At 62.2% G+C, this 25572-nt stretch carries 22 protein-coding genes and 1 pseudogene; 16 read left to right on the forward strand and 7 right to left on the reverse strand.

What is annotated here, in order from left to right:
• Positions 1-20: 20 nt before the first annotated feature.
• The 3 genes from C6W88_RS01500 (at position 21) to C6W88_RS01510 (ending at position 3745) form a co-directional block, all read left to right on the forward strand.
• Positions 21-1175 carry a M20 aminoacylase family protein gene (locus C6W88_RS01500; RefSeq protein WP_108131256.1) on the forward strand — a complete coding sequence of 385 codons (1155 nt, stop codon included), beginning with the start codon at positions 21-23 and terminating at the stop codon, positions 1173-1175.
• 120 nt (positions 1176-1295) lie between these two features.
• Positions 1296-2198: an NAD(P)-dependent oxidoreductase gene (locus C6W88_RS01505; RefSeq protein WP_108131257.1), complete on the forward strand. Its 903-nt coding sequence runs from the start codon at positions 1296-1298 to the stop codon at positions 2196-2198.
• Complete coding sequence (locus C6W88_RS01510; RefSeq protein WP_108131258.1) at positions 2195-3745, forward strand: aldehyde dehydrogenase family protein; 1551 nt, start codon at positions 2195-2197, stop codon at positions 3743-3745. Before C6W88_RS01505 ends, C6W88_RS01510 begins: the two co-directional genes overlap by 4 nt.
• Before the next feature lie 56 nt (positions 3746-3801).
• On the opposite strand, the gene C6W88_RS01515 is transcribed toward C6W88_RS01510, so the two are convergent.
• On the reverse strand, positions 3802-4812 hold the full coding sequence (locus C6W88_RS01515; protein WP_231498434.1) for a LysR family transcriptional regulator: 1011 nt from the start codon (positions 4810-4812) through the stop codon (positions 3802-3804).
• Between the two features lie 405 nt (positions 4813-5217).
• Here C6W88_RS01515 and C6W88_RS01520 point away from each other — a divergent pair, with 405 nt between their 5' ends.
• On the forward strand, positions 5218-6879 hold the full coding sequence (locus tag C6W88_RS01520) for an amidohydrolase (RefSeq protein ID WP_108131260.1): 1662 nt from the start codon (positions 5218-5220) through the stop codon (positions 6877-6879).
• An 82-nt stretch (positions 6880-6961) separates the two neighbouring features.
• Here the strand turns inward: C6W88_RS01520 and C6W88_RS01525 are convergent, their stop codons facing one another.
• Positions 6962-7567 carry a hypothetical protein gene (locus C6W88_RS01525; protein WP_045992774.1) on the reverse strand — a complete coding sequence of 202 codons (606 nt, stop codon included), beginning with the start codon at positions 7565-7567 and terminating at the stop codon, positions 6962-6964.
• A gap of 369 nt (positions 7568-7936) precedes the next feature.
• Between C6W88_RS01525 and C6W88_RS01530 the strand changes: the two genes are divergently transcribed.
• Positions 7937-9640, forward strand: coding sequence for a dihydroxyacetone kinase family protein (locus tag C6W88_RS01530; protein WP_045992775.1), 1704 nt, complete (start codon positions 7937-7939; stop codon positions 9638-9640).
• 293 nt (positions 9641-9933) lie between these two features.
• Here C6W88_RS01530 and C6W88_RS01535 read toward each other — a convergent pair whose 3' ends face one another.
• Positions 9934-10539 (reverse strand): exopolysaccharide biosynthesis protein, encoded by a 606-nt coding sequence (locus C6W88_RS01535; protein WP_108131261.1) that lies wholly within the window; start codon positions 10537-10539, stop codon positions 9934-9936.
• Positions 10540-10905: 366 nt separating this feature from the next.
• On the opposite strand from C6W88_RS01535, the gene C6W88_RS01540 reads away from it, so the two are divergent.
• Complete coding sequence (locus tag C6W88_RS01540) at positions 10906-11310, forward strand: GreA/GreB family elongation factor (protein ID WP_045992777.1); 405 nt, start codon at positions 10906-10908, stop codon at positions 11308-11310.
• 604 nt (positions 11311-11914) lie between these two features.
• Here the strand turns inward: C6W88_RS01540 and C6W88_RS01550 are convergent.
• Positions 11915-12637 (reverse strand): response regulator transcription factor, encoded by a 723-nt coding sequence (locus C6W88_RS01550; protein WP_108131263.1) that lies wholly within the window; start codon positions 12635-12637, stop codon positions 11915-11917.
• A gap of 248 nt (positions 12638-12885) precedes the next feature.
• Between C6W88_RS01550 and C6W88_RS01555 the strand changes: the two genes are divergently transcribed.
• A complete protein-coding gene (locus C6W88_RS01555) occupies positions 12886-13494 on the forward strand; it encodes a LysE family translocator (RefSeq protein WP_083970155.1) in 609 nt (202 codons plus the stop codon).
• Positions 13495-13546: 52 nt separating this feature from the next.
• On the opposite strand, the gene C6W88_RS01560 is transcribed toward C6W88_RS01555, so the two are convergent.
• Complete coding sequence (locus tag C6W88_RS01560) at positions 13547-15193, reverse strand: acyl-CoA dehydrogenase family protein (protein ID WP_108131264.1); 1647 nt, start codon at positions 15191-15193, stop codon at positions 13547-13549.
• 171 nt (positions 15194-15364) lie between these two features.
• Between C6W88_RS01560 and C6W88_RS01565 the strand changes: the two genes are divergently transcribed.
• Together C6W88_RS01565 and C6W88_RS01570 are read left to right on the forward strand one after the other, a co-directional pair.
• Positions 15365-15916, forward strand: a complete 552-nt coding sequence (locus tag C6W88_RS01565) for an NUDIX hydrolase (RefSeq protein ID WP_231498436.1) — start codon at positions 15365-15367, stop codon at positions 15914-15916.
• 84 nt (positions 15917-16000) lie between these two features.
• The gene (locus C6W88_RS01570; RefSeq protein ID WP_108131266.1) at positions 16001-16486 is read left to right on the forward strand and encodes a glutathione peroxidase; all 486 of its coding nucleotides are present in this window, start codon (positions 16001-16003) and stop codon (positions 16484-16486) included.
• Positions 16487-16498: 12 nt separating this feature from the next.
• Here C6W88_RS01570 and C6W88_RS01575 read toward each other — a convergent pair whose 3' ends face one another.
• Complete coding sequence (locus C6W88_RS01575) at positions 16499-16888, reverse strand: DUF7079 family protein (protein WP_108131267.1); 390 nt, start codon at positions 16886-16888, stop codon at positions 16499-16501.
• Positions 16889-17144: 256 nt separating this feature from the next.
• On the opposite strand from C6W88_RS01575, the gene fabV reads away from it, so the two are divergent.
• The 6 genes from fabV (at position 17145) to C6W88_RS01605 (ending at position 23267) form a co-directional block, all read left to right on the forward strand.
• Positions 17145-18341: an enoyl-ACP reductase FabV gene (gene fabV, locus C6W88_RS01580; protein WP_045990896.1), complete on the forward strand. Its 1197-nt coding sequence runs from the start codon at positions 17145-17147 to the stop codon at positions 18339-18341.
• 181 nt (positions 18342-18522) lie between these two features.
• Positions 18523-19500, forward strand: a complete 978-nt coding sequence (locus C6W88_RS01585; protein WP_181248576.1) for a GlxA family transcriptional regulator — start codon at positions 18523-18525, stop codon at positions 19498-19500.
• An 800-nt stretch (positions 19501-20300) separates the two neighbouring features.
• A complete protein-coding gene (locus tag C6W88_RS01590) occupies positions 20301-20813 on the forward strand; it encodes a DUF417 family protein (RefSeq protein WP_045990897.1) in 513 nt (170 codons plus the stop codon).
• 442 nt (positions 20814-21255) lie between these two features.
• Positions 21256-21477: a hypothetical protein gene (locus C6W88_RS01595; protein ID WP_045990898.1), complete on the forward strand. Its 222-nt coding sequence runs from the start codon at positions 21256-21258 to the stop codon at positions 21475-21477.
• A gap of 722 nt (positions 21478-22199) precedes the next feature.
• A complete protein-coding gene (locus C6W88_RS01600; protein ID WP_124802861.1) occupies positions 22200-22424 on the forward strand; it encodes a hypothetical protein in 225 nt (74 codons plus the stop codon).
• A gap of 348 nt (positions 22425-22772) precedes the next feature.
• The gene (locus C6W88_RS01605; protein ID WP_108131268.1) at positions 22773-23267 is read left to right on the forward strand and encodes a cysteine hydrolase family protein; all 495 of its coding nucleotides are present in this window, start codon (positions 22773-22775) and stop codon (positions 23265-23267) included.
• 211 nt (positions 23268-23478) lie between these two features.
• Here C6W88_RS01605 and C6W88_RS01610 read toward each other — a convergent pair.
• Positions 23479-24090: pseudogene (locus C6W88_RS01610) on the reverse strand (class I SAM-dependent methyltransferase); the annotation flags it as partial.
• A 266-nt stretch (positions 24091-24356) separates the two neighbouring features.
• Between C6W88_RS01610 and C6W88_RS01615 the strand changes: the two are divergent.
• Positions 24357-25571, forward strand: coding sequence for an aspartate aminotransferase family protein (locus tag C6W88_RS01615; RefSeq protein ID WP_108131270.1), 1215 nt, complete (start codon positions 24357-24359; stop codon positions 25569-25571).
• Position 25572 lies beyond the last annotated feature (1 nt).

The following is a 25572-nucleotide window of genomic DNA, read 5'->3' on the forward strand; positions in this document are numbered from 1 at the left end:
CATCCGATCAGGAGACGACTATGCAATCCGTGACTCCCTCTCTGTTGCGTGAATGGCGCCACGAGTTTCACCGTCAGCCGGAGACCGCCTTCGAAGAGCATCGCACCAGCGCTCGGATCGTAGAAATCCTTGCCGATGCCGGTATCGAGATGGAGACCGGCCTCGGTGGCGGAACCGGCATCGTTGCGTGGGTCGACGGTCGAGAGAGTGGTGAGCGGGCCATCGGGCTGAGGGCGGACATCGATGCCCTGGACGTGCCAGAAGCCAATGAGTTCGGCCACGTGTCGCAAAACCCAGGCAAGATGCACGCCTGCGGGCATGACGGTCATACCACCATGCTGCTGGGTGCCGCCTGCACGCTGGCCAGGGAGCCGGATTTCGCGGGGAGGGTGTACTTCATCTTCCAGCCTGCCGAAGAGAACGAAGGCGGCGGCCGGGTCATGGTGGAAGAGGGACTGTTCGATCGCTTCCCGATGGAGGCGGTATACGGCGTGCACAACTGGCCGGGCATGGCGGTTGGAGAGGCCGCCGTGCATGACACTGCGGTGATGGCAGCCTTCGATGTCTTTCGGCTGACGCTGTCGGGACATGGCTGCCACGCGGCCATGCCTCACCTGGGCAAGGATGTGGTGCTGGCGGCCTGCCAGTTGGTCAACCAGCTTCAGGGCATCGTCAGCAGAGAAACGCCAGCGCACCAGACGGCGGTACTGAGTGTGACCCAGTTCCACGCTGGTGACGCCTACAACGTCATGCCCGAGAAGGTGGAGTTGTGTGGCACCCTGCGCTGTTTCGATCCTGCGTTGCGTGATCACCTCGAGGCCCGTTTCCGGCGGGCTATCGAAGCTACCGCCATGTTCCATGACCTGGAGGCTAGCGTCGATTACCAATCGCGGTACCCGGCGACCTTCAACACCCCGTCATGTGCTCACCATTGTGCTGAGGTATTGGACTCCCTCCCGGACATTCGTCGAGTCCACCGTGATCTGCCGCCCTCCATGGCCTCGGAAGATTTCGCCTTTATGCTTCAGCAGCGGCCTGGCGCCTACATCTGGTTGGGCAATGGCGTGGATAGCGCGTCGCTTCACAATCCCCACTACGACTTCAACGATGAGCTGTCACCCATCGGAGTGGCGTACTGGACCGCGCTGGTGCGGTCCCTGCTCGGCGACAGCTGACGCTAACAGCGACCCTGTGACCTACATGGATTGCCATGCCATTCGCGGCATGGTCGGGTGCCCCTTGCCTGACGATCCCGTAACAGGGGCGAATCGAACAAGCACAACACAGGAGGAATAATGAAAATAGTCGTGATTGGCCTGGGCCAGATGGGCGGCAATATGGCGCTGACGCTACAGGCAGCTGGCTTTTCCGTCATCGGAACAGATGTCACCGCCGAGGCGCGAGACCGGCTGGCTGCACGCGGGCTGTCCGTGGCCGCTCCGTCGGAAATGCCGGCGTCTGACGTCTACCTGCTGTCGCTCCCCACCTCGACCCAGGTGCGCGAGGTGATCGAGTCGTCTCCGGGGCTGCTTTCCCTGGCGGCCCGGGGCAGTGTGATCGTCGATACCTCGACCAGCGATCCGGCGGTCACCCGGGAGCTTGCCGCAAGGGTGGTCGACGCGGGTCTCGAGTGGCTGGATGCCCCTGTCAGTGGTGGGCCTGCCGGCGCTGCGTCGGGGTCACTGGGCATGCTGCTGGGTGGCGAGATATCTACTATCGAGCGTGTCACCCCGATGCTCGAGGCCATGTCAGCGCGGTTTACCCATGTGGGGCCCGCGGGAAGCGGGCACGTGGTCAAGCTGGCCAACAATTATCTGTGTGCCGCCCATCTGCTGACCACCGCCGAAGCGGTCGCTCTGGCGGCACGAGCGGGTGTCGATCCCAAGGCTTGTCTGGCTGGGCTGAACAGCGGCTCGGGACGTAGTGCCGTGAGCGAAGTCAACTTCCCCAGGTGGGTTCTTTCAGGGGGCTTTGACTCCGGCTTTACCGCTGGCTTGATGCGCAAGGATCTGCGCCTTGCCCGTGACGCTTGCGACGCAATGGGGTTGTCGCTCTCTGTGTTGTCGGAGGTGGTCGAACGTTGGCACGCTGATACCGAGGGACTGCCCGATAGCGATGATTTCAACCGTATCACCGATGCCATCCTGGAGATGGCCCGGGAACCGTTGCCCCATGAGCGCCAGGAGACCTCACGATGAATGCTCTTGCGATGCAGGCCGTTGAGTGTCTGAACAAATTGCTGATGCAACTCGGCTTACACGACGACACCCTGCTTAGCAACTGGGTAGGTGGAGAATTGACGGCAGGGCAAGGTCAGCCGATCGAGCTACTTGATCCGGTGACGGGGTTGGCGTTGACGCAATACCGGGACGCCGGCAGTGATCTGGTATCCCGCGCCGTGGAGGAGGCAACCCGGGGGCAGCAGGTGTGGATGTCGCTGACCGCCAGTGAGCGTGGACGTCGTATGACCGCCGCGGCCTGGGCGCTGAGAGGGCATGAAGAGACCCTTGCGCAGCTTGAAAGTGTGGTGGCGGGCAAGCCTATTCGCGACTGCCGGGGGGAGGTCGACAAGGTTCGCGAGATGTTCGAATACTACGCAGGCTGGTGTGACAAACAGCATGGCGAGGTGATTCCAGTCCCGACCTCGCATCTGAACTACGTGCATCACCTCCCTTATGGGGTAGTGGGCCAGATCACACCCTGGAATGCCCCCATGTTCACCTGCGCCTGGCAAATCGCGCCTGCCATAGCGGCCGGTAATGGGGTGGTGCTCAAGCCTTCCGAGATGACGCCGTTCAGTTCGGTGGTGATTGCCATGCTGCTCGAGCAAAGTGGCTTGCCGAAAGGGTTGATCAATATCGTCAATGGCGTCGGGCCGACCACCGGGGCGGCTCTGACGGGGCACCGGGGTGTCAGCAAACTGGTGTTTGTCGGTTCTCCCGAAAGTGGCCGGCGTATTGCCCAGGCGGGCGCCGAACGGCTGGTGCCCTCGGTACTGGAACTGGGCGGCAAGTCAGCCAATATCGTCTTTGCCGATGCCCGACTGGAAGATGCCGTTGCCGGCGCCCAGGCGGCCATTTTTGCGGCAGCAGGGCAGAGCTGTGTCGCCGGTTCACGTCTGCTGGTGCAGCGAGAGGTCTTCGAGGAGGTCTGTCGGCGCCTTGCCCGCGCGGCTGGCGAGATCAAGGTGGGCCTGCCAAGCGACGAAGTAACTCAGATGGGGCCGCTGCAGAATGCCCGGCAGTATCGTCATGTCACTAGCATGATCGAAGAAGCGCAACGTGACGGAGCACGCTTGCTATGCGGTGGCAAGCGTCCTGAGGGGTTGCCGGTCGAGGCCGAGGGCTACTTTCTGGCGCCCACCGTACTGGCCGATGTTGGCGAGGAGATGACCATCGCTCAGGAGGAGGTCTTCGGACCTGTGGTGGTGGTCATGCCATTCGATACCGAAGAGCAGGCCGTGGGCCTTGCCAACGCCACGAGGTTTGGTCTGGCGGGGGCTGTGTGGACTCAGGATCCTGCCCGAGCTCACCGTGTGGCGGCTCGCTTGCGGGCCGGGACCGTCTGGATAAACAGCTACAAGGCGATCAACGTCATGTCCCCGTTCGGTGGTTTCGATGACAGTGGCTTCGGGCGTTCCAGCGGCATCGAGGGGCTCAAGGAATACACCGTTGCCCAGAGTGTATGGGTGGAGACCGCTGACTCCGCCAGTGTCGCCATGGGGTACGGCAGTGGTGTGGGCTGATGCATGACTGCGCCGGCAGGAATGGCAGGTTGCTGTCCGGGGGGATAGGAGCCCTTTCAAGCAGATGGTGGTAAACGGTGTGCTCGCGAATTGAAAGCGCGCATCCAACGCTCAAGGTGGCGCAGCAGCTGCAGCCCTGCCCTGGGCATGCGCCGGCCCACGCGAGTGACGATGTAAGCGTGGGCCTGGCGAAAGCGATCACAGTCCACCCCCCTGGCCACCAGGCGTCCATCTTCCAGCTCCCGGGCTGCCGCAAAGGCGGGCAGCAGCGTCAGCGTGAGGTCGGAGCGTGCGGCATGGAGTAACACCGATAGCGAGTTGGTTTGCATGCTGAGCTGTGGGCGCAGGCCAGCATCTCGGAATCCTTCGTCGACCAGTTGGCGCACGCCATGGCCGGTTCGCCACAATGCCATGGGGTGATCAGCGATCCAGGCGAGGGGCAGATCGCCCTGTGTGTCAGCCAGGGGATGAGAGGGCGACATCAAGGCCATCAGGGGTTGCCGGCTGGAATGCCAGAAACGTAGCTGCGGATGGACGCGCTCGTGATACATCAATCCGATGTGGGCCTCATCCTGCACCACCGCCTCGATGATGGCGTTGGTGCTGCCGGTATTCACGTCGAGACGTACACCACGGTAGTGCTCGGTGAAGGTGCGCAAAGGTGTGTCGAGCAGGTCACCGACAAAGCCTTCGCCGACGGTCAACGACAGATGCCCCGTCTCGAGGCGTTGATAGGCGTCGAGCTCTTCACTGAAGGCGTCGTCCAGCGCGGCCCGCCTGCGGCAATAGTCCAGCAACATGTCGCCCACTGGTGTCGGCACGACACCCTGACGAGAGCGCTCGAGCAGCGGTGCGCCAAGCGCTTCTTCGATCAACGAGAGCTGGCGGCTGACTGCGGAAGGTGCGATGTCAAGGCGAGCCGCTGCCTGCCGCACCGATCCGGCTTCGACAGTGACCTGGAAATACACCAGCCGCTGATGAGGAATATCCATGGCGCTTCCTAATGGTGTGTTTCCAAGTATATCAATGGCTTGTTTAGATTGCTTGAATCGGCTGTAGTCTTCCATCGAGACTTCGTTCAGTGCTGGGTCGAGCAATTTAATGTCCCAAACCAAGATCTACTGGTCGAGATCCTTGTCATGAAAAAGGCGTGAAGACGCTCAGGTGTCGCTGAGGAGGGAGTATGGGAAAGGCGTTGATTTTTCGGAAAAATGGAGGGGTTGTCGGTAAGTTGGAGCAGTGGCAAAAGAAAATTTGTTCATTAATATTTGACGAAAAATAACATCTAATTTTTTTAGCCTTTTCCTTCATTTTTCGTTGTTGTCCCACCTTGGTTGTCTCAGATTTCTGAAGGCGCGTGAGAAATTGTCGCGCCATGTTGAATCCCACGCGCATTGAATGCCTAAGGAGAATTAGAATAGGTTGGAAGCCTGCCTATGATCAACGTACGGCAATGATAAGGAGTAAGGCCCATGCTCAATAAAACGTTGCTTGCGTTGTCGGTTGCCGGCGCCAGTCTTGGTGTTTGTGCCGATACCATCGTGATTCATGATGCCAACGGCTACGGTTTCGATGTCCATCGTCAGCTGGTGAGCTTTACCACCCTTGTCGTCGAGGATGGCAAGGTGGTGGCACGAGGCGATGAGCAACTGCTATCGCAGTACCCTGAACCACAGGCAACGATCGATGCGGGAGGCCTCACGCTGTTGCCTGGCCTGATCGACGCCCACGGACATCTGATGGGGCTCGGCTATGGCCTGCTCGAGGTCGAGTTGCGTGGCCTGGCGTCGGCCGAGCAGAGCGCTGATGAAGTCGCCGACTTCGCTGCGGCAAATCCCGATCTGGAATGGATACGCGGCAGGGGATGGAATCAGGTGCTGTGGGACGGCAAGGCATTTCCCACCGCGCAAGTGCTCGATGAAGTGATTGCCGATCGCCCCGTGGTGCTGAGTCGAGTGGATGGGCATGCGATCTGGGTCAACAGCAAGGCCATGGAAATGGCAGGCGTGGATGGCGAGACCCAGGCACCGGAAGGGGGCGAGATCATTCGTGATGATGCCGGCACACCGACCGGCGTTTTCATCGACAATGCCGAGCTGCTTATCACCGACAAGATTCCCCCGCGCAGTGCACTGGAAATGGCCAAGGCCTTCGATACCGCTGTGGCACATCTGCAGGAGCTTGGCATCACCGGAATGCACGATGCCGGCGCCAGCGCCGCTGAGCTTGAGATGTACCGGTCCAGGGCCGATGCAGGTGAGTTGGGGGTGCGCATCTACCCGATGGTGTCTTCAAGCGACCCACAGCTTGACGAGATTCTCGCGCAGGGCATCCACGACGACCCCGAAGACTGGCTGGATATTCGCAGCGTCAAGATCTATGCAGATGGCGCCCTCGGCAGCAGAGGAGCGGCGCTGCTGGCACCCTACAGTGATAGACCCGATTCCAGCGGACTGATGATCCAGAATCAGGATGCCCTGCAGGCGCTGGTCGATCAGGTCAGCAGCCAGGGATTCCAGGCCAATATGCACGCGATAGGCGACCGGGCCAATCGTGTCGCTCTGGACGTCTATGCGCGTAGCCTGGAGCAGGATCCCCAGCGGCGTGAGCTTCGCCATCGCATCGAGCATGCGCAGGTGGTGAGCGTCGATGATATACCGCGATTTACGGAACTTGGCGTCATTCCCTCGATGCAGCCCACCCATGCGACCAGCGACAAGAACATGGCCGGCGACCGGCTAGGCCAGGAGCGTCTTGCCGGTGCTTACGCCTGGCGCTTTTTCATGGACAGTGGTAGTCGTATCGCCGCGGGTTCCGACTTTCCGGTCGAGCCTGCCAACCCCTTTTACGGCTTGCACGCCGCCGTGACTCGGGAAGACCGCGACGACCAGCCCGAAGGAGGCTGGCTGCCCGGGCAGAAGCTCACCGTGGCCGAAGCCCTGCGCGGCTTTACCGTCGATGCGGCCTACGCGGCGCACCAGGAGGGTAGCCTGGGTGGCTTGATGCCGGGGCAGTGGGCGGATTTTGTGCTGGTGGATACCGATATTCTGCGTGCCGATCCGGCTGAGCTCTGGCAAACCCGGGTGAGTGAAACCTGGATTGCCGGAGAGCGAGTGTTTGTGCGGGACCAATAGGCCGAAAGGTGCCCTACAAGGCTTGGAGCAAGGCCGATATGCTGAGGTTGCGGCGAAGGGGGGAGGGCGCCTGTTTACTCGTTCACGATGGCTCGATTTCAGTCTGACTCAGGGCGGTGATGGCGGTCTCGGCCAGACCCACCAGCGATGAAATGTCCAGCAGCGAGGAGTGATGATACTCGGCGAGGCCGGGCTGGGTCCGCCAGTAGCGGGAGTCCTGTCCATCGATCTCCCACCCTGGCGGAATGTCCTGGACATCCCGCGGTTCGATGCTGAACGCGGCCACCAGCCCTTCGCCCTGATGCCAGCTCAGCAAGGTGGTCAGTGGCTGGCCGTTGTCGCGATTGATGAAGCACCGAAACAACCCTTGGGTCCAGACGTTCTGGGGGCTCGGTTGCTGTTCCGGGGCGAGTTCTCCGATGGAGAGCTCGCGCCAGATGGTGCCCTTGATCAATGGCTTCCAGATGCGCTTCGACGCCTTCAGCAGGATTTCCAGATAATCGTTGCGGATCTGATGCGCCAGAATCAGCGTATTGCAGTGGTTGATGAGTTCGTCCCACTGCATGCCGACCGCCAGGTGCTCCAGCTCATGGGCGAGCAGGGCGTCCACGGCGTGTCGTGTGGAAGGGTGTTGCAGGTAGTCGTGAAGCGGGTCGGACAGTTTCAGGTCATGGCGAGAGGTTTTCATATCGGTCCCTGCTGGGAAGAGGGACGGAATGCCACCTCTTGCCCCCGAAAAGCGATGCGACGGCGTCCATGCCGTCGCTGACTTGTCACTCGACCAATCCTTGGTCGGCAAGATCAGAATAGCCCCCTTAGACGGCTGTGCCTTTGACCAGGATCAGGTGGCCATGAGCATGGTTGTGCGATAGCGCTACTTTGCTGTTTTTTGGGCACAACTGGCCCAGTGTGGCGGAAAAACCTGTGGCCAGCTCTTCGCTTCAGCGCACCGTGGCCGTGCGTGAAGCGCGGGGCGAGGCTCGTGCGCCGGCTTTACAAGGGTTCGAGGCTCATCCATGTTGCCATTCTGAATCCACCGTCGGGCAGGAGGCTCATCATGAAGAAGCTGATCAACGATCCCAGAGGCAGCGTTCGCGAGATGCTGGAAGGCATGGTGGCCCTTCATCCTGGGCTTGCGCTGATGGATGAAGAAAACGTGGTCATCGACGCTAGCTTACCTGAAGACCCTGAGCGTCGGTCGGTGGCGGTGATATCCGGCGGCGGCAGCGGACACGAGCCGGCCCACGCTGGCTACGTCGGGCGCGGCATGTTGACGGCCGCCGTGGCGGGAGACGTTTTTACCTCACCGAGCGTCGATGCCGTGCTGGCGGCGATCCTTGCCTGCGCCGGTCCACGTGGGGCCCTGCTGGTGGTAAAGAACTATACCGGGGATCGTCTCAACTTCCGCCTTGCCGCTGAACTGGCAAGGGTCCGGGGGATTCCAGTAGAGGTGGTGATGGTCGCCGATGACGTGGCGCTGCGCGATTCACTACCCCGGGAGCAGAGTCGTGGTGTGGCCGGGACGGTACTGGTGCACAAGATCGCCGGTGCCGCTGTGGCCCGTGGTCTACCCCTCGAGGAGGTCGCCGCGCTGGCTCGGGGAGCGGCCGAATCGGTGGCGACCATGGGTATTTCCTTGGGTGCCTGCACGGTGCCGGCGGTCGGCCGGCCGGGGTTCGAACTCGGTGATGACGAGATCGAATTCGGATTGGGCATCCATGGCGAGAAAGGGGTTCGCAAGTCGGCCATGCTGCCGGCGGATACCATCGTCGATAGCATGCTGGAATCTCTGAGCCAGGCGTTGTCGGTGAAGGGGTGTCGCCTGGGTGTGCTGGTCAATGGTCTCGGCGGCACACCGCCGATGGAGCTTGCCATCGTGGCGCGACGGGCCTTGACCAGGCTGCGTGAGCTAGGGGCCGAGCCGGTGCTGGGGTGGTGCGGCAACTTCATGACGGCGTTGGAAATGCCGGGGTGCTCGCTGTCGTTGATGGTGCTCGACGAAGCCCGCGAGGACTTGCTCACGTCGCCGACCGAGGTACGCATCTGGCCAGGCAGTGCCGAAGTGGCAGCGGAGGTGAAGAGTGTGACTGCCAGCGTGCTTGATGAGCCGCTGCCGGGCGCCGACGAGGCTGGACCACCCTGCGAGCGACTTCAGCGAGCGGTGGCGGCGGTGGCGAGCGCCATGGTGGCCAGCGAGGAGCGCTTGACCGAGCTCGACAGTGCCGCCGGCGACGGCGACCTGGGGGCCAGCATGGTGCGCGCGGCCCAGGCGCTGCGCAAGCTGCCGGACAGCGCTTTTGGTGCGCCTGCCGACTGCCTGGCCAGAGCCGGGGAGGCCCTGAGGCGAGCGATCGGAGGAAGCTCAGGTCCCTTCTACGCCTTTGCCCTGCTGCGTGCGTCGCAGGCATTGCCGAGCGAAGGGGAGGTCGCGGCGCAGGATTGGGCAAGAGCGCTCAAGGCCGCCGGCGACGCTATCGCCGAGATCGGAGGTGCTGCTCCTGGGGATCGCACCATGCTGGATGCTCTGGTGCCGGCCAGCCAGGCCTTCGAGGCCGCGCTGGCAGAGGGATTGGACGGATCTCAGGCCTTTGCTCGGGCGGTCGAGGCGGCCTGGCGCGGCGTCGAGGCTTCGGCCCGCATGCATCCACGCTTTGGTCGCGCGGCCTACCTCGGCGATCGGGTGATGGGCGTGCCCGACGGTGGCGCCGAGGCGGTGGCAAAATGGCTCGAGGCCATCGACCGGTCCTGCGGCCAGCGCTAGAGCGCCACCAGTACCACCCAGGCGGTGGATAGGGTGAAGAGATAGCCCAGCAGCGCCATCAGGCCGTCTCGTGCCAGCAGGGCCAGGCCGAACAGTGATCAGAGAGAGGGGGCCGCGCCCGCTTTGCTCTAAAGAAGGGGGGGCTTCGTGCTAGGCGCTGTCCGAAAAGTCGACGAGCGAAGGTTAGACAAGGCAAAAATCGGTGAGAGAGCGCAGTTTACGGGGTGTAAATGAGCATTTTGATCCGATTTTTAACGCCGTATTACCGAGCGCAGGCACTTTTCAGACAAGCCCTAGAGCGCCACCAGCACCACCCAGGCGGTCGATAGGGTGAAGAGGTAGCCCAGTAGCGCCATCAGGCCGTCTCGCGCCAGCAGGGCCAGGCCGAACATGGTCTGAGCCGCGCCGGCGAGCGTGGCACTGAATGGAATCAGTTCCATCGGTGGCGTGGCGAGCGCAATGGCCAGACAGGCCAGGCCGATGGGGTAACGGGCGATCTGACCGGTGAATACAGTCAGCCTCGGTTTCAACAACCGATCGATCCAGGCGGCCGGCTTGCGCATCCAGCCGATGGTTCGCTCGACCTTGTCGGTCTCCACCTCACGCCGCGCCAGCCAGGCCGGCAGCCAGACACTCTTTTTTCCGGCTAACAATTGTGCTGCAGCAAGCACGACTAGCAGCGCCATCATGGTGGGCACGCCGGGGATATCACCGATCAGCGGAGTGAGCGTGACCAGGCCTGCGACCAGCAGGATGGGGGCAAAGCTGCGCCTGCCGACGGCGTTGATGACCTCAGCCAGACTCAGGCAGCGCTTGTCCTGGCTGGCAGCCTGTAGCTGGTCGAGCAGTTCGGTCAAGGATTCTGGAGAGGACTCTGAAGCGGTGGAACTCGTCGGCATGGGGCCTCGGGCGTGGGTAAAGCGACGTAGTATGGGGGCTGGAAAAGCCGCCTGTCCATGCCGTGAACCCTGCGCGCTTGTCGCCTCCGGAGGCAGGCGGCGGTGTAGAGGCAGGCTTGCCAGGCCTGTCACATCGGTCGTCAACTGCGTCCGCGCTTGTCGATGCGACGGCGACAGAACGGTGTCCAGGCAAGGGGCGAGGCGGGTGCGAGTTTAATATAAGTAGTTTCTTATTTTTAGAAGTTGTCGTATGCTGAAACTGATACGAGTCCTTCCCTATATCGGGGAGGGCTTTTTTTGTTGCCAGGCCTGATTCTCGATCGTTGTCTTCGACGCAGGCCGACGTTTAGCAGTGAGGTGCCAAGGATGTCGTTGAGACTTGCCAACCGTCTTGATGCGGAGCGTTTACAGCGCCTGATCGATGAAGCCTGCGGAACCGAACGGGCTGCCGCCGACCTGCTGGAAGAGCGACTGGAGCGTGCCGAGATTCGCGACCCGGACGAGATGCCCGATGACGTGGTCAGCATGAACAGCAAGGTTGTGCTCAGGGACGTCGACACGGACCGACTTCTGACGCGCACGCTGGTCTATCCTCATGCGCTGGCGACGACCGAAGATGGTCTATCGGTGATGGCGCCGCTGGGCGCCGAGCTGTTGACCCGTCGGGTCGGGGAAGAGTGGACGACCCAGGTGGCATTGGGGAAGCCAGGGCGCTGGCGGGTGGAAGAGATATTGTGGCAGCCGGAGCGAGAGCGTCAGTTTCATCGCTAGGGCTTGTCTGAAAAGTGCCTGCGCTCGGTAATACGGCGTTAAAAATCGGCTGGTGCGCCAGCCCGGTCAAAATACTCATTTACACCCCGTAAACTGCGCTTTCTCACCGATTTTTGCCTTGTCTAACCTTCGTTCGTCGACTTTTCGCTCATCGACTTCTCGCTCAAGGCCCAGTGAGCAGCGCAGCCGCAGCCTTTGGCATCACCTGGATGAGCAAAGGAGGAGGGAGATGGGCCGATTCACTCACCGGTTCTCAGGGTGTGTCCTCGGGCTGGGGCTTTTCCTCGCGGGTACAGGCGTTGCCGTGGCCGATATTGTCGTGCGGTTCTCCGGGACTCAGGGCATTCCCTTCACCGCTCAGTGGGAGTGGACGGGCCCAGGGCAGGAGCACAGGAGCGGGACCTGGGCGGGACGGGCGCCTCGGGTAGAGCGCCTGCCTGACGGAAGGTTCAGCATGACCGTCATCCAGCAGGCGTCCGGGGGCCGGCTGGAGGTGCTGGTCACCGGGCGTGGCAATCGTTCTTCCTCGTCCAGCAGTGGTGCCGGGGCGACGATGTTGTTCTCGTTGCAGTGAGCCTGGCCGCAAGGCCATGTCGTGATCGGTTCAGCGAGGCTCGAGCTCCCGGGGCAGACGGCTGCGATGTGAATTCTTTGTCATGGGGGGCGGGATGCCCAGGTGCTTGCGCGCCCAGTGTGCGGCCTCGGCGCGGTGATGCACCTTGATCTTCTTGAAGATGTTGTACAGGTGAGACTTGACCGTATGCTCACTCAGGAACAGTTGGGTGGCGATATCCTGGTTGGACGCGCCGTTGCCGATGAAGCCGAGAATTTCCAGCTCCCGCTGGGTCAGGCCGGCGACGGGACGGTAGGTGTTGAACTGCTGTCGTCGGAAATATTCGAACATCTGCTGAAGCAGCGGACGCGACATCCACAGGGCGCCATCGAGGAGTTGGATGATTCCCTTGCAGATATTGTCCAGTTCGTCGCGGCGATAGAAGATGCCCTGAAGGTGCAATGACGCCAACAATTCAGCGGCTTGTTCCTGGTTGGCCAGGTTGAACGCCGCCAGCAGAATGTCGGGAAACTGTGCCTTGAGCTCGTGGCAGCGATGCATGTCGCTGTGCGATAGCTGATCGGCGTCCAGTAGCCACAGTTGCACACCAGGAGGTGAGTTCGACAGTTCCGCTTCCAGGCCGGACACCGCCTCCGGGGCAAGAGGACTGACCTGGCAGTCGAGTACCTGGCTCAGGTGATGGGTGAACAACTGCGACTGCACGTTGGGGTGCGTGATCAGCCGGACGATCGGACCTTCCTGAAGGGCAGACATCGTCCCCTCCCTGTTCCCATGCGATGATTGATCGTTATCGTTTTTTGGTGATGCCGATTTAGTATCGTTATCGATACTAATATGCTTGTAAATGACCATTGGGCGTGAACTTTGTCATTTCCGAAGAATGGTTTTTTTGATTCAGGCCGCAAAGGATGGCCGCTGAGCGCCGTGGGTCGTAGGTGTCAGCACGCTGAACTGTGCGCCATTCGTCGTCTAGTCCATCGGAATTCTCACGAGGGAGTGTGATGCCGCTGTCATTGTGGATGTCTCTGGCCGCCATCTGTGCCATGGGGGCCATGTCTCCTGGTCCAAGTCTGGCCCTGGTGCTTCGTCATACCCTGGGAGGGGGACGCAGCTCCGGGGTGGTGGCGGCGATCGCCCATGCGCTGGGCGTCGGCCTCTACGCCTTGCTGACCGTCTGGGGACTGGGGGAGGTGATCGAACGCCATCCCTCCGCCTTTCGCGTGATCACGATCGGTGGGGCACTGTATCTGGCCTGGCTTGGCATAAAGGCGCTGAGGGCCGGGCGTGGCGGAGCGCTGGGCGCCCGACCCACCGCCGCCAGTCACCGCGTCGCTGCGAGAGAAGGGCTGTTGGTTGCCCTGGGTAATCCCAAGCTGATCCTGTTCTTCGTCGCGCTGCTCAGTCAGTTTGTCAGTCCCGAAATGTCCTCGATCGAGCGTGCCATCATTGTGCTGACGGCGATGCTGATCGACGGTGGCTGGTACGTCATCGTGGCGTTGGGGCTATCGCACTCCCGCGTGCTGCCCTGGCTCCAGGCTCGCGCCCACTGGATCAATCGCATCAGCGGGGTGCTGCTGCTGGGGCTGGCGCTGAGGGTGCTGGCGGGATAAGGCCGCCGCCGGCTGCGAGCATTTCGTGGCCGAGGCTGCTGGCGATGTCGGTTCATGCTGGCGCCGAGCGATGGAGGATGGCGTCCAGCGGACTTGCCGTCGGCAACACGCCATAGGCCGGGCTCGGGTGCTGGCCCAGGCGGGTGCGGCAGAAGGTATCCGCCACCTCGTGGGGCGCGTGCTGGACCAGCAGCGCTGCCTGGGTGCACTGGGCCAGCCACTGGGTCAGCCAGCGGGCCCTGGGCACCAGGTCTTCGCTGGTCTGTGGCTGAGGCAGCTGGGCCAAGGCGCGATCCAGATCCGGATGTCCACCTCGGGCATGCTCGAACAGCTGATACAGGGCCGCCATGGCCTCGGGGTGTCGCGCCATGACCCGCAGCACGTCGAGGCAGATCACGTTGCCGGACCCTTCCCAGATGGAATTGACCGGCGCTTCGCGGTAGAGCCGCGCCAGCGGTGCTTCCTCGACGTAGCCGATGCCTCCGAGGCACTCCATGGCCTCGGCCATGAAGCCGGGGGCGCGCTTGTTGTGCCAGTACTTGGCCAGGCTCGGCAGCAGCCGGGCCAGGGCGCGCTCCTGCTCCTCCCCGCGGCTGGCGCCGTCGAAGGCCTGAGCGGTGCGCAGCATCAGCGCTACGCCGGCCTCCACCTCCAGCGCCAGATCCGCCAGTACCGCCCGCATCACCGGCTGCTCGGCCAAGGGCGCCCCGAAGGCATGACGCTGACAGGTATGCTGCCAGGCCTCGCGCCAGGCCTGGCGCATCATGCCCACCGGGGCGCTGGCGGCGTCGAGACGGGTCTGCTGAACCATTTCCAGGATGGTGGCGATGCCGCGCCCAGGGTCGCCGAGCGGGTGGGCCCAGGCCCCCCGATATTCGATCTCGGCGGAGCCATTGGCGCGATTGCCGCACTTGTCCTTCAGTCGCTGAATCTCGATGGCGTTGCGCTCGCCATCAGGGGCGAAGCGAGGCACCAGGAAGCAGCTGAGGCCTTCGTCTCGCTGAGCCAGGGTCAGGAAGGCGTCGGACATGGGGGCGCTCATGAACCACTTGTGTCCGTACAGGCGCCAGCCGTCCTCGCCATGTTCGGCTCGGGTGGTGTTGGTGCGCACATCGCTGCCACCCTGCTTCTCGGTCATCGCCATGCCGAAGGTCAGGGCGTGCTTGTCGCTCGCCGGTAGTGCCCTGGAATCGTAGTCCTCGACGAGCAGCCCAGAGGCCCACCAATCCGGCAGTGAGCGTTCTCGACGCAGCACCGGGTAGGCGGCGTGGGTCATGGTCACCGGGCAGCAGATGCCGGTTTCGGCCTGGGTCAGCAGATAGAGTCCCGCCACGTGCGCCTGATGACCGCCGTGCCCCTCCTCCGTCCAGGCCATGGTATGGACGCCACGGGTGGTAGCCAGGCGCATCAGGGCGTGGTAGGCCGGGTGGTAATCGACGGCGTCGAGTCGGCGACCGTGACGATCGAACAGTCGCAATGAGGGTGGGTGGCGGTTTGCCTCGTCACCCAGTCGCTGGGTCTCCGCACGACCGACATCCTGGCCCAGCAGGGACAGTCGGCAACTCACCCAGGCCGGCGCCAGATGGGCCAGCCAGAACTGAAGCACGGCGTCGTCGGCGAAGGCGTCGAAGGGAAGAGAGTACGGCTGATTGTCGACCCGGTGGCTCGCCAGGCACTCTCGCGGAGCTTGGTCATGCATGGCCCAGTCCTGATGACGAAAGACCTGATAGTCAGCATGGTGTGCTGTGCCCCTCGGGTCAAACGAGAGGGATGACGCAACGGGACGGGATGGGTAGTCTTGGGGCTTTCTCGGTGGAGCCCTTCGATGTGCCCTGTTTCCTCTTTCGACTCGGCTCCCACGGCCTCTGGCGTGACGAATGCTGGCGAGGCGTCCCCTGATAACCAGCGCGAGGCGCCCGCAGCGGTGATCGCCCGGGAGCGTGTGCAGGTGGTGGATGCCCGCAATCGTCCCTGTGGCAGCGCCTGGCGCGCTGAAATGCGCCGCTATCGGTTCTGGCACCGCGCCACCTACATCGTGGTACGCAATCGCCGTGGTGAACTATGTGTGCAGCATCGAACGCTGACCAAGGAAGCCTTTCCCGGCGGACTGGACCTGGCGGCGGGAGGCGTGGTCGGCGCCGGGGAGGCGGTCCACGTCTCGGCACGTCGTGAGCTGGCCGAGGAGCTCGGTATCCGCGCTGTAGCGCTGCGCCATTGCCTGGAGTTTCGCTACGATGAAGACGGGTATCGCATCTTCGGCAGCGTCTACTGCGTAGAGTGGGACGGCCCCTTGTCGCTGCAGGCCGAGGAGGTCGCCAGCGTGGCCTGGATGTCACCGCGTCGAGCCCTCGAGCTCGCCGGCGTGACGCCGGATACGCGGCTGGCCCTCGAGTTGCTGCTCGAGCGCGAGGGGGACAACTGAATGCCGCTTTGCCGCCAGGGCGTTGCGACTGGCGCAATGACGTCTGGCATGTCATCGTGAAGACAGTAAGCGCGAGTTCATCCCATGACCCTGCATGATGTCGAGTGCCGCACCCATAGCGGCGAGCCCTTCAACCTCCGCGCCCTGCGTGGCCAGGTGCTGCTCGTGGTAAACGTGGCGAGCAAGTGCGGCTTCACCCCTCAGCTGGCGGAGCTGGAGGCGCTCTATCGTGAACACCGCGAGCGCGGCTTCACCGTGCTCGGGTTCCCCTGCAATCAGTTCGCACGGCAGTCGCCGGAGTCCGCAGAGCAGTTCTGCGCTTTCGGTGAGCGTGAGTTCGGTGTCACCTTTCCCTTGATGGAAAAGGTCGAGGTCAATGGCGCCAAGGCCCATCCGCTGTTCAAACGCCTGAAGGCCGAAGCCCGAGGATGGATGGGAACACGCGCCATCAAGTGGAACTTCACCAAGTTTCTGGTCGCCCGAGACGGCCGTGTGCTCAAGCGCTATGGGCCTCGCGATGGGGGCGACGCCATGATGCTGGACCTCGAGCGGGCACTGGACGAATCCTGACCTCTTTGGCGCTCAGCGTATGTCTCCTCCGCGCGCCACCACCAGCCGTTCCACCAGTTCGTTGTAGCGATGGCGCACCATCATGGTGGTCAGGCCCGAGAACAGCGCCCAGAACTTGCGTCGCCAGCCCTTGAGGCGAAGGTTGTGGGCGACCAGACGGCGCATCAATTGGTGGTCATCGAACTTGCGCCACTCACCGGCGACCGACATCTGCTGACGCGACAATACCGGCGCCAGCTCGATCCGAAAGACCCATTCCAGGTCCTTGAGGGCGATGCCGTCGCGCTCGATCACCTCGACCATCCGCGCATAGTCGGACTCTCTGGGCTCGCGTTCGAGCCACATGGGCGCCAGGGCAAGCCACAGCTCGCCGCGTTCATCGACCAGGGTCTGTGCATCCATCGGGCGGTCTCCTCAAGCGGTGGGCAGCATCCTGCCCGACCCCGTGCCGGTGGGCAAGAGAGCGACGCGATCGCCAGCACAGCCGGACAGGGCCCTGGTGTGTTCAGGCGCAATGCGCGGCAAGGAAAAGCGCGGGAAGTCAGGGGCATGTGCACAAAGGCGGACAGGGCGGCGCTGTGCCGCTAGAATATCGCGACCACGCTCTACACATTGGATGGCTCTCCCTCGGGAGCCGCGAGTAACGAAGAGGTCTGTCGTGATCATCAAGCCCAAGGTACGCGGATTCATCTGCACCACCACCCATCCCGTCGGTTGCGAGAAGAACGTCCTCGAGCAGATCGAGGCGACCCGTGCGCGCGGCCTCGATGCATCCAAAGGGCCCAAGAAGGTGCTGGTCATCGGCGCCTCCAGTGGCTACGGTCTGGCCGCGCGCGTCACCGCGGCCTTCGGCTACGGCGCCGATACCCTGGGGGTGTTCTTCGAGAAGCCGGGCAGCGAGAAGAAGCCGGGCACGGCGGGCTGGTACAACTCTGCCGCCTTCGACAAGTTCGCCAAGCAAGAAGGGCTCTACAGCAAGTCCATCAATGGCGATGCCTTCTCCCACGAGGCGCGTGACAAGGCGATCGAGCTGATCAAGGCCGACATGGGCCAGATCGATCTGGTGGTCTACTCGCTGGCTTCCCCGGTGCGCAAGCTGCCCGATTCCGGCGAGCTCAAGCGCTCTTGCCTGAAGCCCATCGGCGAGACCTATCGCGCTACCGCCATCGATACCAACAAGGACACCATCATCGAAGCCCAGGTGGAGCCGGCGACCGAGCAGGAGATCGCCGACACCATCGACGTCATGGGTGGCCAGGATTGGGAACTGTGGATGGAGGCGCTGTCCGAGGCCGGCGTGCTGGCACCCGGCGCTCGCAGTGTGGCGTTCAGCTACATCGGTACCGAGATCACCTGGCCGATCTACTGGCACGGCGCCCTTGGCAAGGCCAAGGAAGACCTGGACCGGGCAGCTTCGGCCATCGATGACTCGCTCAAGCAGAGCGGTGGCGGTGCCAACGTGGCGGTGCTGAAGTCCGTGGTGACCCAGGCCAGTGCGGCGATTCCGGTCATGCCGCTGTACATCGCCATGGTGTACCGCGTGATGAAGGAGCAGGGTCTGCACGAAGGCACCATCGATCAGCTCAACCGTCTGTTCGGTGAGCGCCTCTACGGTGGCGAGGCGACCACCGATGACGTCGGGCGCCTGCGCCTGGACGACTGGGAGTTGCGTGACGATGTCCAGCAGGCGTGCAAGGACCTGTGGCCCCAGGTGACCAGCGACAACCTGTTCGACATCACCGACTACGCCGGCTACAAGCACGAATTCCTGAAGCTGTTTGGCTTTGAGCGCGATGACGTCGACTACGACGCCGACGTTGATCCTGTCGCCGAGTTCGACGTGGTGCAGCTGTAAACCAGAGAGCTGCCGTTCGGCGATGAAGGAGGCCGCGACCGAGAGGTCGCGGCCTCCTTCGATGAGAAGCTAGCTGCCGTGGGTGTCGACCTGGTGTAGCCCATGCGCAACGGACATGGGCGCTGAATCTCGCAGATCAGTGGCGTAATATATGCCTCGCGCACACTCCTCGAGACCCCCCATGCCACACACCGTCAGCACAACACGTTCGCCGGATTTGCTTCGACAGGTCGGGGTCGTGGTCATGCCGGGGTTTTCGCTGCTGGCGCACGCCTGTGCCACCGAACCGCTGCACGTGGCCAACTTGCTGCACGGGCGAACCCTGTATCGATTGACCAGCTACGCCAGCGGCGGCGACGCGGTCACCAGCGCATCCCAGCAGACGGTGTTGCCACGCGCCGCGCTGGGGGAGGCGGAGTCGCAGCCCGACATGGTGCTGGTGTGTGGTCCGGCCAAGCTGCCAGGGGGCATTCCTGATGACCTGGCCGCCTGGCTCAGGCGTCTGGCGGCGTCCGGGGTGGTGCTTGGCGGTATCGGCGGTGGCACCGAAGCCCTGGCCCGGCTGGGCCTGCTGGATGGCTACCAGGCAACGCTACCCTGGCAGCGTTTCGAGGCCTTCGCGGCGGCCCATCCCAGGGTGCGCCTGTCACAGCAGCTGTTCGAGATCGACCGTGACCGGATCACCTGCGGTGGGGGGACCGCCGCCATGGACATGATGATCACCCTGGTGGAAAGCCACCACGGCTCAGGCCTTGCCACTCGTATCTCCGAGTACTTCGTGATGGAGCGCATCCGCATGGGGGACGAGCCCCAGCAGATCCCCCTGCGTTCACGCCTGGCCCATGCGCCGGACAGCCTGGTCGAGGCGGTCCAGCTGATGGAAGCCAACATCGAGGAGCCGCTGTCTACCCATGAACTTGCCGAGCACCTGGGGATCTCTCGCCGTCAGTTGGAGCGGCTGTTCAAGAAGTACCTGAAGTCGGTGCCGAGCCGCTACTATCTGGACCTGCGCCTGCAGAAAGCCCGTCGAATGTTGCGCGATACCGACCAGCCCGCGGGCGAGATCGCACTGCAGACCGGCTTTTCTTCTGCCGCCCACTTTTCCACGGCCTATCGCAACCACTTCGGCATGACCCCGAGAGAAGAGCGACTGGGCTGACGCTCGACGCCTTCTGTATCCGGTATGTCTTCAGGCCTTGATGAGCGACGCTTGTCGGAATGGTCTGGTCATGAGGGTAACGGCTGCTGTCTTCACCGTGCTTCTCCCCTCCGTCGCGTTTCAGCTTCTCGCTCCGACCCTCTCGCTTCGCCCCTGCTCACTCCCGCATTTCTAGCCTCGTCTCCTCTAGCCCCGTCTGCACTCGCCCCGTCTGTACGTGCTCCACTCGCCTCTGCGCTCTACATCATCTCCAGCACGACTCCTCTCGCTCATCTTTCGCTGATCTCTCGCTCCTCTCTCGCTCCTTTCTCCCTGGCTTCTGTCGTCCTATCGTTTCGCCTCTTGCTATCTCTACCGTGCACTGCCCGATGTGCCTACCCGCTAACAATTGGCGTATTTCCTTCTTTTGCGTCGCCGAGTGCATAGACCGGCACAGCATTGGCACGTAAGGAATCTCCAATAAATGCTACATAGATACCGTAACTCCTAGAGCCGTTACGGCTTGTCCGCTGGCTGAGGTCAGGCAGCGGCCAAGCAAATGGCTCTGCTTTCGTCCCAGGAATGTCGATGGGCGTGTCGATAGCGGCCCGGGACAAAAAAATGAAGAAGGCGTGTAAGAAAGTCGCGGGTAACACCTACCAACCACCATGAACAACAGACGAGTTGCCCGGAAGCCTGCCGCTATTGAGGTCGGAATTCTGTGCATATTCGAACGAAGCGTGAATGAAACGGTAGCAGAAAAGTGGAGGTGTCAGGATGCCATCCACGCAAACTAAAAAAGTGAAGACGGAGAGTTAGACATGAACCACACCACCATTTCTCGACTGGGTTTCTATGTGGCCCTGTACGGCGTCGTCGCCATTCTTTTCTGGATCGGCTTTTTCAAGTATCACCCCGATGAAGCTGCAGCGATCCAGGGCATTGTGGCCAGTTCGCCACTGATGGCCTGGCTCTATGATGTCGCCAGTGTCAATCAGGTATCGGCCGCGATCGGAACCGCCGAGATTATCGTCGGCCTGCTGGTAGCCGCCTATCCCATCTCGAAAAAAGCCGGCCTGGTGGGTGGTGCCTTGGCAAGCGTGATCTTTCTGACAACGACCAGCTTCCTGTTGACCACGCCGGGTGTGCTGCACGTCAGCAGCCTGTCGGGTGACACCCTGGCATTCCCGTCCCTGTTCGGAGGCTTCCTGGCCAAGGATCTGGTACTGCTCGGCGCATCGCTGGTGATCACCGGCTCAGCCTGGCAGGCAGTGAGTGCAGAGCGTAGTGCACAGCATGCTCAGGACGACGCTCTGGTTGCTGATGCGGCATAGAAATGAAAGGGCTTTTCGGTCTCGGGAGTGTGGCTTTCCCGGGCTGGAAAGCCCGGTCCGCGCCTGGTCCCTTTGTGAAGGGGCGCTGGTGGAGGACATGGCTACCAAGGTGTGTGGGCGCAAGAGTCCGTGTCGGCGCACCTTTCCAATCAAGAAGTTTGGGTGAATTAAATCAGCAGCTTAAACGAATATTGTGCCTGAATGATTAGATGGACATATTTGCAATTGCCAATATGAGGGATGCCGATTAGATTTGATGTTGCCGGGTAACAAAACGTTACGACGAGAGTCGGAAAGACGGAAAGTGGTTAGACCGAAGATAGAAGTAGAGGGCAGAGTGTCGGCGCGTCCAGGAAGATGATCCCAAGGGATGCTCGATAACGCACAAAATATCAGAACGATTCAACGTCGAAACACTATCGACGACTCCAAGGAGAGTGACATGAAAACCAAAATGATCTTTGCCGCAGTGATGGCCTCCATGTTTGCCGCTGGCAGTGTCTATGCCATGGACTCCGACACCCTGCAAAAGCGCATGCAGGAAATCGAAGAGCGCAGCACCGAAGCCTCTGAAGAGCAGAAGGTCGAGGCCCTGGAGCAGGAAGTGGCTGAGCTCAAGGACCTGCTGCAAATGACCGTAGAGAGCCTGGAAGAGTCCCAGTAACACAAGCTGGAGAAAGACACGCTGGAACGCTGACGTAAAGGGCGCTCGCTCTGCAACCCGAGAGGATCGCCCTGGCAGCGCATGAACTAGCCAAAAGGACATGCAAGCGTGAAGGGAAATGTCGGTAAGGTGATAGAAAAGGTGTGCTCATCTTGATGACTCCCTTATCTACAGCGGCAGGGACGCCGTCTTGCCTTGCGGGTTTGAAGCGCTCTTTGGGTTGGTTGTGACAAGACGTTGGGCATCAATACGCTGGCGGTTTCCGCTGGGTAGATGCCGCCAGCCAAAAGCGCTAGTGGTCAAACCAATGTTCGGACTGTGCAAGTCTGGTCATGCAGAGCAAGCGTCGGTTGCGTGCTGAAATGGTGCCCTTTAGATTGACCTTGTCGATTTGTGAACAGTGTTTTTCGAGCGGATATCGATGCCTGTTCGCCGACAGGTGGACGTTCATGGACCGAGCGCCTCAAGGACTTGAGTCGAAGGATTGGCTCACTGGCCGCAGGGACGCGGTCTTGCAGAGCGATTGAAGCGTGACATTGGATGTCCGGCGGAAGAGCTCGGGAGTGGTCGTCGAAGCGCCTACCTGTCGGTGGCCGTGACGCACCTTGGCTTTCACTAACGTTGGTTGATTACCGCTTCCTGCCACCACCCGGCAGCGCCATCCAGGGGCGGCGGTCAGGACAAGTGGTCGAAGGATGTTCGACGAAAACGAGGAGAGAGACATGAAAACCAAGATGTTGGCAACTGCAGCGCTGGTCTCGATGATGGCCGTCGGCTCAGCCTTCGCCATGGATTCCGATACCTTGCAGAAAAACATGCAGCGGATCCAGGAGAATGCCGAAAGCGCAGAGCGCCAGGCCAAGATTGCAGCCCTCGAGCAGGAGGTTGCAGAGCTGAAGGAACTGCTGCGCGAGACCATCGCGGCGTTCCAGGAAGCGAATATGTAAGTCGTCAGCAAAGACGGCAGCAGTGTTGTCGCGTTTCGCGACCGCTACGTGAAAGGCTCACTCAGGTGGGCCTTTTTAGCGTTTGAAGGATGCTGCGTTCGAATGCCCCTGCGTTCATGACATGCTCAACCGTGGCTACGCTGCTGCGGTCTGCTGGTATCCAGCACTCGTCCATCGATGGGAGAAAGGTCAGGGCAGCCGATACCGATTCCTATGCTGGTGCCGATGGACGGAATCCTCGATAGTAACGTCATGTCCGAATCTGCCCCCTTCAGGGCCGGCCCTGTACTGCGCATCGCTGCTGCGGGGCACTAGTCTGCAATCTCCCCCCTTTGCTGGAGATTGGACATGACCACAGCACTTCTCGTCATCGATGTTCAGGCCTCGTTTCTCGCGCGCCCCTCCTGGGATGCCACTCGACTCGGTGATTGGCCGGAAGCTCAGCGCTCCTTGATCGATCTGGCACGCGAGGCAGGCATGTTGATGGTGCGAATCATCCATACGGAGCCGGGAAGCCAGGGCGCATTTGATCCCGACAATGGGTTGACCCGAGCCATGGTGGGCTTCGAAGACCCCGCTGATGTGACCTTTTACAAGACCGCCCACAACGCCTTCACCGATACAGGGCTGGACCGCTGGCTACGCGGTCGAGGGGTGTCTCGGCTATGGATCAGCGGTATTCGCACCGAGCAGTGCTGCGAGACCACCACCAGGGTGGCCTCCGATCTGGGATACGCCGTGGACTTCGTCAGTGAAGCGACCCTGACCTTTGCCATGCAGCGGGGAGAGCGAACCTTCAGCGCCAGCGACATCCGCGAGACATCGCCGAGCGGGTGGGGGTGAACGACGAACGTCAGCTGCGCCGGCTGTGGAAGCGCTTTGAAGCCGACACGCCTGCCCGGTGGCGCCGCCAGCATCGCCAGTGGACGCAGGCTCAGCCGGACTGATGTTCAGTAGGCCCAGGTTCTGCTGGTCGAGATTCGGCTGGTCGAGGTTCTTCTGGTTGAGGTTCGTCTGGTCGCGGTTTCGCTGGTCGAGGCTCGGCGTGGTCGGCCTTGGCGGCGATCAACGCACGAAACAACGAGCCCATCATCACCGGAGTGTCCTGTTCGATGACGAAGCCTGCCTGGTCCAGCAATGGCCGGGCCTGGCGAGTGATATCGGTGGCGATGGCGGATGTCAGCAGATTGAGCCCCCTGCGCGCCAGTCCCGAGGGTCGCTCGTCGCTCTGGAACTTGTCCATCACGCATAGCTGGCCGTCGCCTTTGAGGACGCGATGGGCCTCGGCGAGCCCCTTTGCCGGATCCGGCATCACCGCCAGGATCAGGTGCATCACCACCACATCGAAGCTGTTGTCGGCGTAGTCCAGCCGCTCGGCGTCCATGGTTCTGGCTTCGACGTCGATGCCAAGCCGACAGGCGCGATCCTTGAGACGCTTGACCATCGCCGGGCACAGGTCGCTGGCGTGGATTTCCAGGTCGCGCGGTAGCCACGGCAGGTCAAGGCCGGTGCCGGCCCCCACCAGCAGTACCTTCATCCCCGACTGCCAGCACACCTGATTCAGGGAGCGCCGCCGAGCCCTGGCAAAGGTGCGCTGGGCCACCGCGTCGTAGACGGGGGCATAAAGCGAATAGCGCCAGCGGTTCCAGACGGTGGTGTTGAGCATGGCGGAGCCCCTGGAGGTGGTAGTGATCGGGTCAGGTCCTGCGGGAGTCTTCAGCCTAGACGAAGCCTGGGTAGGCGTCATGACGATGGTGCAAGGGCAGGGCGCAAGGACAGAGCTTTGTGAAAAAGCGGGTCCCATTGCTGAAAGCCGTGGAGCGAGGGCGTCCCTATACTCGAAGCATCGATCCATTTCATGCTTTGCAGTAGCGCGCAAGCTGCGCGCTCCCGTCCGACGACGGGCAACGCCAACCACAGCGGAGATCCCCGATGAGCCATACCCCGAGCCGTGCCGACTTCGACCAGTACATGGTGCCCAACTACGCTCCTCAGAAGGTCATCCCGGTGCGCGGCGAAGGCAGCCGTCTGTGGGATCAGGAAGGCCGCGAGTACATCGACTTCGCCGGCGGCATCGCGGTGAACTCGCTGGGTCACTGCCACCCGGTCCTGGTCGAGGCCCTCAAGGCCCAGGCCGACAAGCTGTGGCACCTGTCCAACGTCTACACCAACGAGCCGGCACTGGAGCTGGCCCGGGAGCTGACCGAGCGTACCTTCGCCGACAAGGTCTATCTGTGCTCTTCCGGTGGCGAGGCCAATGAGGCCGCGCTGAAGCTGGCGCGTCGCTGGGCCCATGACAAGCACGGGGCCCACAAGGACAAGATCATTTCCTTCCGTCAGTCCTTCCATGGTCGCACCCTGTTCACCGTCAGCGTGGGTGGCCAGCCCAAGTACTCCCAGGGCTTCGGGCCGGTGCCCGGAGGCGTGCTCCACGCCGAGTTCAACAATCTGGACAGCGTGCGCGAACTGGTCGGCGACGACACCTGCGCCATCATGATCGAGCCGATGCAGGGCGAGGGCGGCATCGTGCCGGCCACGCCCGAGTTCCTCCAGGGCCTGCGTGACCTGTGTGACGAGCACGACGCCCTGCTGGTGTTCGACGAGGTGCAGACCGGCGTGGGCCGCTCCGGCTCGCTGTACGCCTACATGGACTACGGCATCACCCCGGACATCCTGACCAGCGCCAAGAGCCTGGGCGGTGGTTTCCCGGTGGGCGCCATGTTGACCACCGATCGCGTCGCCCCGGTGCTGGTGCTGGGCACCCACGGTTCTACCTACGGCGGCAACGCCCTGGCCTCGGCGGTGGCATTGGCGGCGATTCGTCATATCGACACGCCGGAAGTGCTCGGTGGCGTCGCCAAGCGTCACGACCTGTTCCGCGAGCACCTGGAAGCGATCAACCGCAAGCACGGCGTGTTCAAGGAAATTCGTGGCATGGGACTGCTGATCGGTGCCGAGATGGCTCCCGAGTATGAAGGTCGCGCCAAGGACATCCTGCCGCTGGCCATCGAGGAAGGTCTGATGGCGCTGATCGCCGGCCCCAACGTGCTGCGCATGGCGCCGTCGCTGGTGATTCCCGAGGCCGACATCGTCGAGGGACTCGAGCGTCTCGAACGCGCCATCGCACGGATGGTCAGCGCGTCGTGAA

Source organism: Halomonas litopenaei (genome assembly GCF_003045775.1).
GTDB classification, from domain to species: Bacteria; Pseudomonadota; Gammaproteobacteria; order Pseudomonadales; family Halomonadaceae; genus Halomonas; species Halomonas litopenaei.